The 13,979-nt window shown below is 56.3% G+C and carries 14 protein-coding genes; 4 read left to right on the top strand and 10 right to left on the bottom strand.

Annotated elements, in window-relative coordinates:
• The first annotated feature begins 50 nt into the window (after positions 1 to 50).
• On the top strand, positions 51 to 650 hold the full coding sequence (yfbR, locus tag ACOTZB_RS12905) for a 5'-deoxynucleotidase (protein WP_029741932.1): 600 nt from the start codon (positions 51 to 53) through the stop codon (positions 648 to 650).
• 53 nt (positions 651 to 703) lie between these two features.
• On the opposite strand, the gene ACOTZB_RS12900 is transcribed toward yfbR, so the two are convergent.
• The 4 genes from ACOTZB_RS12900 to yfbV form a co-directional block, all read right to left on the bottom strand.
• Positions 704 to 2,536, bottom strand: coding sequence for an SLC13 family permease (locus tag ACOTZB_RS12900; RefSeq protein WP_421627308.1), 1,833 nt, complete (start codon positions 2,534 to 2,536; stop codon positions 704 to 706).
• A 75-nt stretch (positions 2,537 to 2,611) separates the two neighbouring features.
• On the bottom strand, positions 2,612 to 3,271 hold the full coding sequence (locus ACOTZB_RS12895) for a sugar phosphatase (protein ID WP_421627307.1): 660 nt from the start codon (positions 3,269 to 3,271) through the stop codon (positions 2,612 to 2,614).
• 11 nt (positions 3,272 to 3,282) lie between these two features.
• A complete protein-coding gene (locus ACOTZB_RS12890; protein ID WP_023617380.1) occupies positions 3,283 to 3,777 on the bottom strand; it encodes a YfbU family protein in 495 nt (164 codons plus the stop codon).
• A gap of 91 nt (positions 3,778 to 3,868) precedes the next feature.
• On the bottom strand, positions 3,869 to 4,324 hold the full coding sequence (gene yfbV / locus ACOTZB_RS12885; RefSeq protein WP_023312543.1) for a terminus macrodomain insulation protein YfbV: 456 nt from the start codon (positions 4,322 to 4,324) through the stop codon (positions 3,869 to 3,871).
• A gap of 337 nt (positions 4,325 to 4,661) precedes the next feature.
• Between yfbV and ackA the strand changes: the two genes are divergently transcribed.
• On the top strand, positions 4,662 to 5,864 hold the full coding sequence (gene ackA / locus ACOTZB_RS12880; RefSeq protein ID WP_023312544.1) for an acetate kinase: 1,203 nt from the start codon (positions 4,662 to 4,664) through the stop codon (positions 5,862 to 5,864).
• Between the two features lie 76 nt (positions 5,865 to 5,940).
• A complete protein-coding gene (gene pta, locus ACOTZB_RS12875; protein WP_023312545.1) occupies positions 5,941 to 8,082 on the top strand; it encodes a phosphate acetyltransferase in 2,142 nt (713 codons plus the stop codon).
• A 74-nt stretch (positions 8,083 to 8,156) separates the two neighbouring features.
• Here pta and ACOTZB_RS12870 read toward each other — a convergent pair whose 3' ends face one another.
• The 5 genes from ACOTZB_RS12870 to ACOTZB_RS12850 form a co-directional block, all read right to left on the bottom strand.
• Complete coding sequence (locus ACOTZB_RS12870) at positions 8,157 to 9,110, bottom strand: transketolase family protein (protein ID WP_193806081.1); 954 nt, start codon at positions 9,108 to 9,110, stop codon at positions 8,157 to 8,159.
• Positions 9,103 to 9,933 carry a transketolase gene (locus ACOTZB_RS12865; RefSeq protein WP_421627306.1) on the bottom strand — a complete coding sequence of 277 codons (831 nt, stop codon included), beginning with the start codon at positions 9,931 to 9,933 and terminating at the stop codon, positions 9,103 to 9,105. Before ACOTZB_RS12865 ends, ACOTZB_RS12870 begins: the two co-directional genes overlap by 8 nt.
• A complete protein-coding gene (locus ACOTZB_RS12860) occupies positions 9,930 to 11,321 on the bottom strand; it encodes a PTS ascorbate transporter subunit IIC (RefSeq protein ID WP_023312548.1) in 1,392 nt (463 codons plus the stop codon). The genes ACOTZB_RS12865 and ACOTZB_RS12860 overlap by 4 nt, the downstream gene beginning before the upstream one ends.
• A 21-nt stretch (positions 11,322 to 11,342) precedes the next feature.
• Positions 11,343 to 11,615, bottom strand: a complete 273-nt coding sequence (locus ACOTZB_RS12855; RefSeq protein WP_003861447.1) for a PTS sugar transporter subunit IIB — start codon at positions 11,613 to 11,615, stop codon at positions 11,343 to 11,345.
• Positions 11,616 to 11,695: 80 nt separating this feature from the next.
• Positions 11,696 to 12,139 (bottom strand): PTS sugar transporter subunit IIA, encoded by a 444-nt coding sequence (locus ACOTZB_RS12850; protein WP_047060619.1) that lies wholly within the window; start codon positions 12,137 to 12,139, stop codon positions 11,696 to 11,698.
• A gap of 234 nt (positions 12,140 to 12,373) precedes the next feature.
• On the opposite strand from ACOTZB_RS12850, the gene ACOTZB_RS12845 reads away from it, so the two are divergent.
• Positions 12,374 to 13,393 carry a LacI family DNA-binding transcriptional regulator gene (locus ACOTZB_RS12845; RefSeq protein WP_029741925.1) on the top strand — a complete coding sequence of 340 codons (1,020 nt, stop codon included), beginning with the start codon at positions 12,374 to 12,376 and terminating at the stop codon, positions 13,391 to 13,393.
• Between the two features lie 3 nt (positions 13,394 to 13,396).
• On the opposite strand, the gene yfcD is transcribed toward ACOTZB_RS12845, so the two are convergent.
• Positions 13,397 to 13,951 carry an NUDIX hydrolase YfcD gene (yfcD, locus tag ACOTZB_RS12840; protein ID WP_023312551.1) on the bottom strand — a complete coding sequence of 185 codons (555 nt, stop codon included), beginning with the start codon at positions 13,949 to 13,951 and terminating at the stop codon, positions 13,397 to 13,399.
• Positions 13,952 to 13,979 lie beyond the last annotated feature (28 nt).

Here is a 13,979-nt window from a genome sequence, read left to right as displayed (position 1 = left end):
CCCCTCCCCGCACAATGAACGCCTGTCGCAGTGAAGACAAAAGGTATCCTATGAGTCAGAGTCATTTCTTCGCCCACCTCTCCCGCCTGAAACTCATCAACCGTTGGCCGCTGATGCGCAACGTGCGCACAGAGAACGTATCAGAGCACAGTCTGCAGGTTGCCATGGTTGCTCATGCGCTGGCCGCCATTAAAAACCGCAAATTCAACGGTCAGGTCAATCCAGAGCGCATCGCCCTGCTGGCGATGTACCACGATGCGTCAGAAGTGCTGACCGGCGACCTGCCTACGCCGGTGAAATATTTCAACTCGCAGATTGCGCAGGAATACAAGGCCATCGAAAAGATTGCCCAGCAGAAGCTGATTGACATGGTGCCGGATGAGTTGCGCGACATTTTCGAGCCGCTCATCGATGAGCATCAGTACACGGAAGATGAAAAGTCGCTGGTCAAGCAGGCCGACGCGCTCTGCGCCTATCTGAAGTGTCTGGAAGAGCTGTCCGCGGGGAATAACGAATTTTTACTGGCGAAAACGCGTCTGGAAAAAACGCTGGAATCCCGCCGCAGCGCAGAGATGGACTATTTTATGCAGGTGTTTGTGCCGAGTTTCCATCTTTCGCTGGATGAGATTAGCCAGGATTCACCGTTGTAATTTTTAGCCGGGTGGCGGCTGCGCCTTTCCCGGCCTACGTTTCTGCGCTCACGCTAAAACGGGAATAAAACCGGGATTAACACCACGCACACCACCATCACCAGCACGGTGAACGGCACGCCCAGCTTCACAAAATCACTGAACCTATAATTCCCGGGCCCCAGTACCAGCGTGTTCACCGGTGAAGAGACCGGCGTCATAAATGCCGCGGAAGCAGCCATCGCCACCATCATCGCAAAGGGATACGGCGACACGCCCATGGATTTGGCCATCGCCAGCGCAATCGGCGCCATTAGTACCGCCGTCGCGGTGTTGGAGATAAACAGACCGATGGTGGCGCACATGATAAACAGACAGACCAGCATCATGTACGGCCCATACTCGCCGCCAACGTCCATTAAGCCTTTAACGATCAGATCCACCCCGCCGGTTTTTTGCAGCGCCAGGGCGAAGGGCATCATCCCGACGATGAGAATAATGCTCGGCCAGTGAATGGCTTTATACGCGCTTTCGGCGTCAATGCAGCGGAATTTGCCCATCAACAGGCAGGCGATAATTGCCGCGACCGGATTAGGGATTTCATCGGTCAGCATCAGCGCCACCATCAGCACCAGACAAAAAATCGCGTGGGGCGCCTGGCTGTGCGCCGGGGAGGCATCGCTCTCCTCGACAGGCATGTTGAGCACCACAAAATCGCGCCCTTTTTGCCCGAGCTGGCTAATCAGCTTCCAGTTACCGACAACGAGGAAGATATCGCCCAGCAGGATCGGCTCATCCACCACCGCCCCTTCCATCGCCACGCCATCGCGCTTCAGCCCCACGACATTCAGGCCATAGCGGGTTCGGAATCCCATTTCCCGCACAGTTTTGCCCAGCAGTTCCGATTCCGGGATCAGCGATACTTCGGCCATGCCGACATCCAGCGCCTGATCGGAGAAATACTCCCCGCGCAGCACCATCGGTTCCAGCAGCTGTTCGCTGCAAAACTCGCGCAGATCCACGTCCGCGGTGGACATATCAATCAGCAGGACGTCCCGCGCGCGGAACTCCGACACCCCGTTGACGTTGACAATAACCCGACGAAAACGACGCCAGCGCTCTACGCCGATAACATTCGCGCCATAGCGCTCACGCAGCTTCAGGTCGTCAAGACGCTGTCCCACCATCGGCGAGCCGGGACGAATAGCCAGACGGCGCGCGCGCCCGGTAAGACGGTACTCTTTAATCAGATCGCGGAAGGTGCGTCGCTTCCACCCTTCTTTATTTTTGTCCTGTTTTTCACCTTTCAGGGCAAACCGGGTCAGCAGCATGTAGACCACGCCCATCACCAGAATGACCAGCCCAAGCGGGGTGACGCTGAAAAAACTGAAGCCCTGAAATCCTTCCCGGATAAGCTCGCTGTTGACGACCAGGTTCGGCGGCGTTGCCACCAGCGTCATCATGCCGCTGATCAAACCGGCAAAACTCAGGGGCATCATCAGGCGCGACGGCGAGATCTGCATCCGCATGGAGACGCTCAGCACCACCGGAATAAAGATGGCGACCACGCCCGTTGAGCTCATAAACGCCCCCAGCCCGGCGACGGTCACCATAAGGTAGATAAGCATTTTGGTTTCGCTGCTGCCCGCCACCTTCACCAGCCACGACCCCATGATGGTTGCCACGCCGGTACGCACCAGCCCATCACCGATAATAAACAGGGCGGCAATCAGGATAACGTTAGGATCGCTAAACCCGGAAAACGCTTCCGGTAGCGTGAGCGTTCCGCTCAGCACAAACGCCACGATGACAAACAAGGCGACGGCGTCCATGCGTACCTTGCCCGTTGCAAAAAGAAGGATGGCGATTAAAAGCAGGCTCAGGACCCAAATCAGTTCACCGTTCACAACATGTCCTTGTCAGTGGGAGATGAGGAATTGTGCCATAAAAAAGCCCCAGCAATGTGGGGCTGTATCATGGGATTACAGTTTTAGCGAGACGGTTACCACTCCGTCAGAGGCTTTCGAAACTGCCAGCGCCGTCAGCGAATCCAGCACAAAGTCTGCCTCCTCCAGGCGGGGAGATCCCGCCGGAACATTCACCGCGATAACGTGGCTTCCGGCGTTCAGCCCGGCCAGTACGCCAGCGGCCGCATCTTCCACCACCACGCATTCTGCGGGCGCGAGGCCCAGCAGTTCAGCGCCCAGTAAAAACGCGTCGGGCTCCGGTTTACCGCGCTTTACGCGCTCCGCAGTGATAAACACTTCCGGCTTCGGTAAACCTGCCGCCTTATGACGAGCGTGGGCGACGGGAATGGAGCCTGATGTAACGATAGCCCACGGGATCTGCGCCTCGTTCAGATGCTCAAGCAATTCGCGCGCGCCCGGTAAGGCTGTGATGCCGTCCGTATCCGTGGCTTCAATGTGTTCCAGGTATTTGAACTCCGCCTGAATTTCGTCCTCAGAACTTCCGGCCAGGAAGTGCCGTAGCGAGGTGATGGCCTGTTTGCCATGGATAAAATTCAGCACGTCCTGATGGTCGATGCCATGTCGGTCAGCCCAATGGCACCATGAACGCTCCACAACCGGCAGCGAATCCACCAGCGTACCGTCCAGATCAAACAGAAAACCTCTACACTGCACACGCACCTCCGTCAGGCATTAATGATTTGTTGAATTTCGTTGCTGCTTAAATGGTACTGGCGCGGGCAGGCGTGCCACGCGCTTAGCATTCGCTGATATTTATCCCACATTGGGGTCTGCGCGTTGAAGCCGTGGGTACCCGCGTCAAAGTGGGTATAGCGCCCTTCTGTATTCACCATAAAGCGAACATAGCTCAGATAACGCGCTTCCGTTGCGGCATCAAAGCCTAAGAAGGTCACGCGGCGCTCGTCGATGGACTGCCGATCTTTGAGATTCGTCCAGGACACGTGCAGGGCGTGATACATCTCCATAATGTCGATCACGATGCGACAGGTTTCTTCTTTCAGCTCGCCAAACTCTCGGTCCAGTTCGCGCATTTGCAAACCAAAACCGCGTTCGACGATGGTTTGCAGGCGGCTGTAGCGCGCAGCGTTATCGGGATCAAGCATAGTCATCATCTTGTACTGGTTGGACAAAATCAGACGTTGAGCATGGGTCATTTCCATCTTTCGACTCCTGTAGCGCATTGCACTTAAAAAAAAGACACGGTAACTGATTGTTACTGTGCCTTCTTTTCGTCGTCGTTTCGATGATCAATCACAAGTCATCGAGGAATGTTTTATCCAGTTGCTTAAAAGCACGCTTTAATGTGTCCGCCAGCGCCTGGTAATCCGGCTTGCCTTCAACCGGGGCGAGCGCCTGCCCGGCCTCCTCCAGTTTTCCGCGCACTTCATAAAACCAGTGTAAAATAGAAGGGGGAAGCGGAGTGATGGACCGTTTACCTAACCACCACAGGCCCTGCATCGGCAGGCTTAAGGCGAAGAGCGCCGTCGCGACGGCAGGACCAAGCTGCCCGCCCAACGCAATCTGCCAGCACAGCGTAAAGACAGCGACTGGCGGCATAAAGCGAATCGCATAGCGCGTGGCGCGAATGGTGCGATTCTCAATGAACATCGGCGCAAGGCGCTTTTCCATCGGCCACGTCTTTGCGTAATGCTGTCCCCGACGAAACAGACTAAAAAAATTTACGGACGGGTTCTCTGGTGTCGACATGGCTGTACCTCAACTTCACATATAAAAATTAAAATTTTCGTGCAAAACCACAACAAGCTATGACAACGTTCAAAATATTTTGTCATCTCTACCCCGTATCGGGTATCCTGTGCCAGCCTGATAGGGCCATAGACGAGAATCATTAACTCGTCAAATTATTGCACATTATGCCATTGGCTGAAAATTGTGCAAAATGGCATAAAATCATAGTTATTTCTTCCATCATGCCACAATGTTCGTTTGGCATGATGTTAATCATAAATGTCCGAGTCCTCATGCGTTACGCTGTTAGACTCACTGACGTTTTTTTAGCCACGTATCAATAATAGGTACTTCCATGTCGAGTAAGTTAGTACTGGTTCTGAACTGCGGTAGCTCCTCACTGAAATTCGCCATCATCGATGCGCTCAACGGTGACGAATACCTCTCTGGTTTGGCCGAATGTTTCCATCTGCCTGAAGCACGTATCAAGTGGAAGATGGACGGCAGCAAACAAGAAGCGGCTTTAGGTGCAGGCGCCGCTCACAGTGAAGCGCTGAACTTTATCGTTAACACTATTCTGGCACAAAAACCAGAACTGTCTGCTCAGCTGACTGCGATTGGTCACCGTATCGTCCACGGCGGCGAAAAATACACCAGCTCCGTCGTCATCGACGAATCTGTGATCCAGGGCATCAAGGACTCTGCGTCCTTCGCACCGCTGCACAACCCGGCTCACCTGATCGGTATCGCTGAAGCGCTGAAATCCTTCCCGAATCTGAAAGACAAAAACGTGGCCGTATTCGACACCGCGTTCCATCAGACCATGCCGGAAGAGTCTTACCTCTATGCCCTGCCATACAGCCTGTACAAAGAACACGGCGTACGTCGCTACGGCGCACACGGCACCAGCCACTTCTATGTGACTCAGGAAGCCGCTAAAGTCCTGAACAAGCCGGTTGAAGAACTGAACATCATCACCTGCCACCTGGGCAACGGTGGTTCTGTTTCTGCTATCCGCAACGGTAAATGTGTTGATACTTCCATGGGTCTGACCCCGCTGGAAGGTCTGGTGATGGGTACCCGTTCCGGTGACATCGACCCGGCGATCATCTTCCACCTGCACGACACCCTGGGCATGAGCGTTGACCAGATCAACAAAATGCTGACCAAAGAGTCTGGCCTGCTGGGTCTGACCGAAGTCACCAGCGACTGCCGTTACGTTGAAGACAACTACGCAGAGAAAGAAGACGCTAAACGTGCAATGGACGTTTACTGCCACCGTCTGGCGAAATACATCGGCTCTTACACTGCGCTGATGGAAGGCCGTCTGGACGCGGTTATCTTCACCGGTGGTATCGGTGAGAACGCGGCAATGGTTCGTGAACTGTCCCTGGGCAAACTGGGCGTTCTGGGCTTCGACGTTGATCACGAGCGTAACCTGGCTGCCCGTTTCGGCAAGTCTGGCTTCATCAACAAAGAAGGCACCCGCCCTGCTCTCGTTATCCCAACTAACGAAGAACTGGTCATTGCGCAAGACGCGCACCGCCTGACTGCCTGATTCCACACCGCCAGCAATGCTGGCGGTGCTGTTTTGTAACCCGCCCAATTGCGGCGGTAACGAAAGAGGATAAACCGTGTCCCGTACTATTATGCTGATCCCTACCGGAACCAGCGTCGGCCTGACCAGCGTCAGCCTTGGCGTTATCCGTGCTATGGAACGCAAAGGCGTTCGTCTGAGCGTCTTTAAGCCAATCGCCCAGCCACGTGCCGGTGGCGATGCGCCAGACCAGACCACCACCATCGTTCGCAAGAACTCCAATCTGCCGGCGGCCGAACCGCTGAAGATGAGCCACGTTGAATCTCTGCTGTCCAGCAACCAGAAAGACGTGCTGATGGAAGAGATCATCGCCAACTACCATGCTAACGCGCAAGACGCGGAAGTGGTGCTGGTTGAAGGTCTGGTGCCAACCCGCAAACACCAGTTTGCCCAGTCTCTGAACTTCGAAATCGCGAAAACCCTGAACGCAGAGATCGTTTTCGTGATGTCTCAGGGCACTGATACCCCAGAGCAGCTGAACGAGCGTATCGAACTGACGCGCAGCAGCTTCGGCGGCGCGAAAAACACCAACATCACCGGCGTGATCGTGAACAAACTGAACGCACCGGTGGATGAGCAGGGCCGTACTCGCCCTGACCTGTCCGAGATCTTCGACGACTCTTCCAAAGCGAAAGTCATCAAAGTTGACCCGGCTAAGCTGCAGGAATCCAGCCCTCTGCCAGTACTGGGCGCGGTGCCATGGAGCTTCGATCTGATTGCCACCCGTGCAATCGATATGGCGCGTCACCTGAACGCCACCATCGTTAACGAAGGCGACATCAACACCCGCCGCGTGAAGTCCGTGACCTTTTGTGCGCGCAGCATTCCGCACATGCTGGAACACTTCCGCGCTGGTTCCCTGCTGGTGACCTCCGCAGATCGTCCTGACGTGCTGGTTGCCGCCTGCCTGGCAGCGATGAACGGCGTGGAAATCGGTGCGATCCTGCTGACCGGTGCCTACGAGATGGACCCACGCGTCAGCAAGCTGTGCGAACGCGCGTTCGCTACCGGCCTGCCGGTCTTCATGGTGAACACCAACACCTGGCAGACCTCTCTGAGCCTGCAGAGCTTCAACCTTGAAGTGCCGGTTGATGACCACGAGCGTATCGAGAAAGTTCAGGAATACGTAGCGGGCTACATCAACGCAGACTGGATCGAGTCCCTGACTGCAACCTCCGAGCGCAGCCGCCGCCTGTCTCCTCCAGCATTCCGTTATCAGTTGACCGAGCTGGCGCGTAAAGCGGGCAAACGCGTTGTTCTGCCAGAAGGCGACGAACCACGTACCGTTAAAGCAGCTGCTATCTGTGCAGAGCGCGGCATCGCGACCTGCGTGCTGCTGGGTAACCCGGATGAGATCACCCGCGTTGCGGCGTCTCAGGGCGTTGAGCTGGGCGCTGGCATCGAAATCGTTGACCCTGAAGTGGTTCGCGAGAGCTACGTTGCCCGTCTGGTTGAGCTGCGTAAGAGCAAGGGCATGACCGAAGCCGTTGCACGCGAACAGCTGGAAGACAACGTGGTGCTGGGCACGCTGATGCTGGAGCAGGACGAAGTTGACGGTCTGGTTTCCGGTGCGGTTCACACCACGGCGAACACCATCCGCCCACCGCTGCAGCTGATCAAAACTGCACCGGGCAGCTCTCTGGTTTCTTCCGTGTTCTTCATGCTGCTGCCTGAACAGGTTTACGTTTATGGTGACTGCGCGATCAACCCGGATCCAACCGCAGAGCAGCTGGCAGAAATCGCTATCCAGTCCGCGGACTCCGCGATTGCCTTCGGTATCGAACCGCGCGTAGCGATGCTCTCCTACTCCACCGGTACCTCTGGTGCTGGTAGCGACGTAGAGAAAGTACGTGAAGCGACCCGTCTGGCGCAGGAAAAACGTCCTGACCTGATGATCGACGGCCCGCTGCAGTACGACGCCGCCGTGATGGCCGACGTTGCGAAATCTAAAGCGCCGAACTCGCCGGTTGCAGGTCGCGCTACCGTGTTCATCTTCCCGGATCTGAACACCGGTAACACCACCTATAAAGCGGTGCAGCGTTCAGCAGACCTGATCTCCATCGGGCCAATGCTGCAGGGCATGCGCAAACCTGTGAACGACCTGTCTCGTGGCGCGCTGGTTGACGATATCGTCTACACCATCGCGCTGACTGCGATCCAGTCTTCACAGCAGCAGTAATGTTAAAAAGCCCGGTGGCGCTAGCGCTTACCGGGCAACAAAAAGGCGACCACTTAATTGGTCGCCTTTTTTATTTACAACAGCTCTCTCGCCGCCGACACAATGTCATGCGCCGTCAGGCCATACTCCTTCTGCAGGAACTCCTGCGTCCCCACCTGACCGTAACGCTCCTTGACGCCCACCCGCCGCATCGGCACCGGGCAGGTTTCCACCAGCACCTCCGCCACCGCCGATCCCAGCCCGTTGTGAATGCTGTGGTTTTCACAGGTGACGATGCGACCGGTTTTCTCGGCGTAGTTTTTCACCAGCATCCGGTCGATAGGCTTCAGGGTAAACATGTCGATGACCGCCGCGCTTACCCCCTCCTGCTCAAGCTGGCGCGCCGCCTCCAGCGCTTCCGCCACCATGATGCCGTTGGCAATCAGGGTGATATCGGTTCCTTCGCGCAGCACGTTGCCTTTACCAATGGTGAAGGTTGAGCCCGGCGCATACACGCTCGGCGCCTGCTTACGGATGGTGCGTACCCAGTAGAAGCCTTCGAGGTCGATAAGCTGGCGCAGCACGTCCTCAAACATCACCGCGTCGGTCACCTCCAGCACCACCGAATGCGCCAGACCGCGTACGATGCCCATATCCTCAAACGACATATGCGTTCCGCCGTTATGGCAGGCCGTCACGCCCGCATCCGAGGCAATCACCTTCACGTTGTTGCGCTGATAGTCCAGGGACATAAACAGCTGGTCGAAGCAGCGACGGCTGGCAAACGCGGTGAAGGTATGAACGAACGGTTTACGCCCGGTAAGCGACAGCCCGGCTGCCGTGCCGATGACGTTGGCTTCCATAATGCCGCAGTTAATCACGTGCTGCGGATAATCGCGCGCCACGCCGTCCATCGCCATCGAGCTCATCAGATCCGCTTCCAGGGCGATAATCTCGCTTCCCGCCTCAATCTGCTTTGCCACAAAGCCCGCGTAGACCTTACGCATCTCAACGGCGTCTTTCTCTCCTGCCGGTGCAACCTTAATCATGTGAAGCCTCCAGTTGGCGAATCGTCTCGTTGAGGGCCGCTTTGCTCTCCGCGGTCAACCGCAGGTGGTGCGAGTTGCTGAGCTGTTCCAGGTACGGCACCCCCTGCCCTTTGATGCTGTCGAGGATGACGACTAACGGACGCGCGTCGGCAGCCGGGACCCGCGACGTCACCGCCAGCAGGCCCGGGATGTCGTCGCCCTTCACCTTCGCCACGTCAAAGCCAAAGGCGCGGAATTTCCCCTCCAGGTCGAACGCGCTGATGATCTCGTCCAGCTCGCCGTCGAGCTGCTGTTTGTTCCAGTCCACGAATACCGTCAGGTTGTTCAGGCGATGGTGGGCAATAAACTGGAAGGCTTCCCAGCACTGCCCCTCGTTCAGCTCGCCGTCACCGACGATGCAGAAGACGCGATTCGGTCGCCCCGCCAGCCTGTGCGAAAGCGCCATACCGCCGGCAATGGAGATCCCCTGCCCCAGCGAACCGGTGGTGGCGTCCACGCCGCGCGTTTTCAGGCGGTCCGGATGGCTTGGCAGACGCGTGCCGTTCTGGTTCAGCGTGCTCAGCTCTTCAACCGGAAAGTAGCCCTTGATCGCCAGCGTGCTGTAGAGGGCCGGGCCCGCATGACCTTTCGACAGGACAAAATAGTCCCGCTCCGGCCAGTCCGGATCCGCCGGGTCGATTTTCATCACCGCGCCGTACAGCACGGCCAGGGTTTCAACCACCGACATACTGCCACCGTAGTGCCCAAAGCCCAGCAGCGTCAGGGATTTCAGCGTCTCAAGACGGATCTGACGCGCGAGTTCGGTTATCTCTTTCTCATTCATGATTTGGCTCCGGTGTTTTCCTGCGCGTTACCGCCCGCAGGTTTGTTTTTCGCGAAGACGTTGTACGCCACCAGCAGCGCGAACAGCGCCACGACCAGCCCGGTGATGGCGAGCGGCGAAAGGAAGCGCGCCAGGTTGCCGAGCACAATCCCGACCGCGCCGAAGTCGGCATCCGAGAAGGTGGTGTTGGCAAAACCAATGGCGCCCAGCACCGGCAGCAGCAGGACCGGCAGGAAGGTGATCAGCAGGCCGTTAGCAAAGGCGCCAATCATTGCCCCGCGACGTCCGCCGGTGGCGTTACCGAACACGCCCGCCGTTGCGCCGGTGAAGAAGTGCGGCACGACGCCCGGGAGGATCAGCACCCAGCTAAACTGACCGCAAATGAACAACCCTACAATCCCGCCGAGGAAGCTGAACAGGAAGCCAATCAGCACCGCGTTTGGCGCATAGGGATACACCACCGGGCAGTCCAGCGCAGGACGCGCGTTCGGCACCAGTTTCTCCGAGAAGCCGGTAAAGGCCGGAACGATTTCCGCCAGAATCAGGCGCACGCCCTGCAGGATGATGAACACGCCCGCCGCGAAGGTGATCGCCATGATGATGGCGTAGACAAGGTAGTTCTGACCGCCACTGAAGGTGGCCTCCACGTACTCGCGCCCGGCGCTCACCGCCATGATCAGGTAGATAATCATCATGGTCAGGGAGATGGAAATCGAGCTGTCGCGCAGGAAGCTCAGGTTCTTCGGCAGGTTCATCTCTTCGGTTGAGCGGGAGCCTTTGCCGACCTTGCTGCCAATCCAGCCGGACAGCACGTAGCCCAGCGTGCCGAAGTGGCCGAATGCAATCTCATCGTTGCCGGTAATGCGCTTCATGTAGCGCTGCGCAATCGCCGGGAAGAAGGCCATGATCAGGCCGAGGATTAGCGAGCCGGTAAAGACCAGACCCACGCCCTCAAAGCCTGCTACCGTCAGGATCACGCCAATCATGCACGCCATGTAAAACGTGTGATGTCCGGTCAGGAAGATGTACTTCAGGCGGGTAAAGCGCGCGACGATAATATTCGCCACCATGCCGAAAGCCATAATAAGCGCGGTCGCTGCACCGTATTTTTCCAGCGCAATTGACACAATCGCTTCATTGTTTGGAATAATGCCCTGAATCGTAAAGGCGTGCTCAAACATACCGCCCAAAGGATTTAATGACCCCACCAGCACCGTGGCGCCGCCGCCCAGCACAATAAAGCCAAGAATGGTTTTAATCGTCCCTTTCACCACGTCCGAAAACGCTTTTTTCTGCGCAACCAGACCAATAAGCGCAATTAAGCCGACCAGCACCGAAGGGACTTTTAAAATATCAACAACGAAATTCAGCGTTTCAAGGATAAACATATCCACCTCGCCTTATCAGGGTTATTGTCTTTCGAACCAGGCGCGCAGCTGCGCTTCAAGTTCGTTGATGTCGATGATGTTGTTAATCACCACCAGCTGGCTTTCCGGCACGCTGGCGCTGGCCGCAATGTCTTTTGCCATCACGAACAGATCGGCCGCGCCCGGCGTGGCCGAGGAGAGATCGGAATGTTCAACCTCAGCCTCAATCTCCAGCTTTTTAAGCACCTTTTTAATATTCATTTCGACCATAAAACTGCTGCCCAGGCCGGAGCCGCAAATAGCCATGATTTTCATTGTTGTCCCCTTATTTTGAGTAGAGCACGCCCCATCACGCTGGCGCGTAATGTTGTGAATAATCGGATTAAAGAATTAAATCAGAAGCGGTCAATAATCGTTTTAATTTCCTCCAGGGTATTCGCCTGATGCAGTTTCTCCATATCCTCGTCGCTGGAAAATAATTCTGCGAGTGCGGATATCATTTCGATATGGCTATGTTTGTCCGGTGCCGCGAGCATAATAATGACATCGACAGGGTCAAACTCACCGGCACCAAACGAGACGCCCTGTTTTAGTTTTAATAATGACAACCCCAGTCCTTTGGCGCCTTCCTCCGGCCGCGCATGCGGCATTGCTAGCCCTGGTGCCAGCACATAATAGGGTCCTAACGTGTGATGCTGCTGGATGATGGCCGTGACGTATTCAGGCTCAATCACCTGCAAATCCAGAAGCGGCTTCGCGCACAGCTCCAGCGCCTGCGGCCAGTTTTCCACGCTATCCTGCAGCGTGATGGTTGTATCATATATCCATTTTTTGAGCACTTTTCACTCCCGCCACACGCTAAAGATGAGCAAACTTTATTCAACACATCGCTGTATGACTGCGATCGCGATCACAAAGATAGCGCTATCAATCACTAACATGCAGAAATGTGATAGCGCTATCAAATTGCAATCACGGCGCTAAATCACAGCAAAAAAAGGGATTTAAGGCGTATACTGCCTGTCACGTGAAGCGAAGGAAATGAAGAACGCGTCTGGTCAGCAGGAAGGTGTATGTCTCTAACCCGAAAACGGCGCAGTACCGGTAAAGTGACACTCGCCGATGTCGCACAGCTTGCCGGTGTGGGCACGATGACCGTGTCCCGTGCACTCCGCACGCCCGAACAGGTTTCCGATAAACTACGAGAAAAAATTGAAGCTGCCGTGCAGGAGCTGGGTTATATGCCTAATCTTGCCGCCAGCGCGCTAGCCTCGGCGTCGTCATGGACGATCGCTATGGTGGTGCCTAATCTCTCCGAAGCCGGATGCTCGGAGATGTTCGCCGGGCTACAGCAGGTGCTACAGCCTGCCGGGTATCAGATCATGCTGGCAGAATCCCAGCATCGCCTGGAGCAGGAGGAGAAATTGCTGGAGACGCTGCTGGCGTCGAACATTGCCGCCGCAATCCTGCTCAGCGTTGAACATACCGATACCGTTCGCCACTGGCTGAAAAACGCCTCTATTCCGGTGATGGAGATGGGTGCCATGCGCGCCGACCCGATCGATATGAATATCGGGATTGATAACGTAGCGGCTATGTATGAACTCACGGAAATGGTGATTAAGCGCGGCTATCAAAATATTGGTCTGCTGTGCGCTAACCAGGAGCAGTGGATTTTCCAGCAGCATTTGCAGGGCTGGTACAAAGCCATGCTTCGCCACCATATGTCGCCGAACCGGGTGATTAACGCGGCGATGCCGCCGAGCTTCTCGACCGGCGCGGCACAGCTGCCAGAATTCCTGCTGGCGTGGCCTGAGCTGGATGCGCTTGTCTGCGTCTCAGACGAGCTGGCCTGCGGGGCGCTGTACGAGTGTCAGCGCAGGCGAATCAAGGTGCCGGACGATCTGGCGGTGGTAGGTTTTGGCGATAGCGACGTGAGCCGCGTCTGTCAGCCGCCGCTGACGACGATGGCGGTGCCGCATCGTAAGATTGGAATTGAAGCCGGGAAAGCGTTGCTGGAGCGTCTGAATGACGGGGACTGGCGCGATCAAAAGCCCATCGCGTCCAGTCTGTGTCTGAGAGAGAGTTGCTGACGCTTACTCAGCCTCTTCCTCTTTCTCTGATTTGGTCGATTCGTTTTTGGCGTTGCGGGTCATCCACAGCGCCAGCGCTTTTAACGAATCCGGCGTGAACTCGTCGCAGCGCGCGGTGATCTCTTCCGGCGTCATCCAGCTGACTTCACTCACCTCTTCTTCCTGCAGAGCGAACGGCCCGTGGGAGACGCAGCTAAACAGCCCGCCCCAGACGCGGCAGTTTTCGTCTTCGAAATAGAACTGGCCGTGCTCGGCAAACGGCACACCGGCGATGCCTAACTCTTCTTCCGCTTCACGACGCGCGGAATCCAGCAGCACTTCATCTGCCTGGACAACCCCACCAGCGGTGGCATCCAGCATACCCGGGAGAAAATCTTTGGTGTCCGTGCGGCGCTGGACCAGAATTTTGCCCATCCCGTCATGCACAACGATATACGTTGCGCGGTGACGCAGACGCTCCGCACGCATTTGTTCGCGGCTGGCCTGCGCGATCACTTCATTCTCTTCGCTGACAATGTCAACCCACTCTGTACTTGCCAAATGACTCTGCTCCACCATCGGGAAACCTTCTCTTCTAAGCGCTCTT

Origin of the sequence: Enterobacter cloacae complex sp. SHL020, assembly GCF_049236945.1 — a bacterium.
GTDB lineage: Bacteria > Pseudomonadota > Gammaproteobacteria > Enterobacterales > Enterobacteriaceae > Enterobacter > Enterobacter dykesii.
This window is presented reverse-complemented; position numbering and strand designations above follow the sequence as displayed.